This window comes from Kutzneria sp. 744 (assembly GCF_000568255.1).
Taxonomy (GTDB): Bacteria; Actinomycetota; Actinomycetes; order Mycobacteriales; family Pseudonocardiaceae; genus Kutzneria.
In genome coordinates this window covers 10360769-10362463 of sequence record NZ_KK037166.1, presented here as the reverse complement: position 1 = coordinate 10362463, position 1695 = coordinate 10360769, and the positions used below count along the sequence as shown (strand labels likewise).

General features: G+C 71.2%; 2 protein-coding genes. One reads left to right on the top strand and one right to left on the bottom strand.

Going from position 1 to position 1695, the window contains the following annotated elements:
* The coding region (locus KUTG_RS47085) for a serine/threonine protein kinase (protein WP_084580670.1) at positions 1-1113 on the bottom strand (1113 nt) is incomplete at its 3' end.
* 304 nt (positions 1114-1417) lie between these two features.
* Here KUTG_RS47085 and KUTG_RS47080 point away from each other — a divergent pair.
* Positions 1418-1695 (top strand): helix-turn-helix domain-containing protein (locus KUTG_RS47080; protein WP_157495722.1); only part of this gene is annotated, 278 nt, incomplete at its 3' end.

Below are 1695 nucleotides of genomic sequence, written 5' to 3'. Positions count from 1 at the left end.
GTCGTCGTGCTCCGTCCCGAACAGCTTCTTGAACAATCCGGGTGGCAGCCTCAGCGGCTTCTTGATCAGGCCGGGCGGTGTGTCCGTGGTGGTCGGGTCGGCACTGGCCGGGGGCGGCTGGGTGCTCGTCGTCGGAGGCGCGCTCGTTGTCGGAGATGCGCTGGTCGTGGGGTGTGTGCCCGCGGTCGGCGGCCGCTTGGTTGCCTGCGTCGGATACGACACCGGCCGCCCAGGGGTCGCGGTCGGGCCGGGAACCGGGAGCTGCCCGGGCGGCGTCGGCGCGGGGGCCGCGACCGGCTGTGTGGTCTGGTGCGGAACGGACGTGGGAACGAGTGCGATGGCGGCCGCAGCCACCAGACCACCGGCGGCGGCGAGACCGGCGACCCGGCCCCAGCGCAGCGCGGCGGCCGATGGCGAGCTGGGACCGGCTCGCAGCGTGTCCGCGACCTGGCTGAGCCGTTGGGCACTGACCGCCGCGCTCGGACGTCGCTCGGGATTCCGGCACGTCATCGCGGCCAGCACACGGGCCAGCGGCCCCGGGATCGCCTCGTTGCCCCCGTCCCTGTCCGGCCCGTTCAGGCAGTTCAGCAGGACGAGCCCGAGCGCGTGGACATCCGCCGCGGCCGTGCCGTCCTGGGGCCGGGCGACACCGAAGCCCACCAGACGCCACCGTCGGCTCGCGTCGATCAGCACGCTGGCGGACGTCAGCTCGCCGTGGATGAATCCCGCCGCGTGAATGCGGGCCAGTGCCTCGGACAGGCCGGCGCCCAGGGTGGCGATGTCCGCCGCGGACACCGGCCGCTCGTTCGTGCCGTCGAGCAGATCGACCCCGTCGACCGGTTCCATCACCAGAAAGGGGTGGCCGTCGGCCATGCCCCCGTCGTACAGCGCCACCAGGTGGGGGTGCCGCAGGCCGGCCAGCGACTTGATCTGCTCGGCGAACATGGGTGCGGCCGCCTCGTCCACCACCGACTTGAACATCTTGACGATGACGGGCCGGCCCAGGACGAGGTCGTGCGCTTCGCACATCCAGCCGTCGCTTCGCTGCCCCAGTGGCGCGTCGAGACGGTACCTCCCGTTTAGTACAATGCTCGGCTGGTTGGCGACCGACATGAAACCCCCGACCTCGACGTGGCTGGACTGCAGGAGTGACTACGCATTCCGCTGCGTAAAGGTTCGCTTGTGCCAATGACGACCGAGGCGCCGCGGCCGGCCCGAAAGAATCCCGGCGGGGATGTCGACAACGGCGAGTTCATTTCGACGCATTGGCCGCGGATCCACCGACGGGTCGACCGGACGAACGGAGCTCGCCGCCGTGCTCGTCCCGACCCTGTGCCGCGACACCGAGGTCGCGGTCTGCGCCCGCGTCGAGATCGCCCTTGACTCTCAGGCCGCTTGAGATCTCATAGTGGCTGGTGTGAACGAGCTCTACTCCATCGGGGACGTCGCCCGCCGCACCGGCCTGAGCGTGAGCGCGATCAGGTTCTACGCCGACGAGGGCGTCGTCGCGCCCACCGGCCACACCGAGGGCGGCTTCCGGCTGTACGACGTGCACGCCATCGCCCGCCTCGAACTCGTGCGCACCCTGCGCGACCTCGGCGCCGGTCTGGACGACATCCGCCGGGTGCTGGGTGCGCAGACCACCCTGCACGCCCTGGCCGTCGCTCATCTGCGGCTGGTCGAGGACCAACTGCG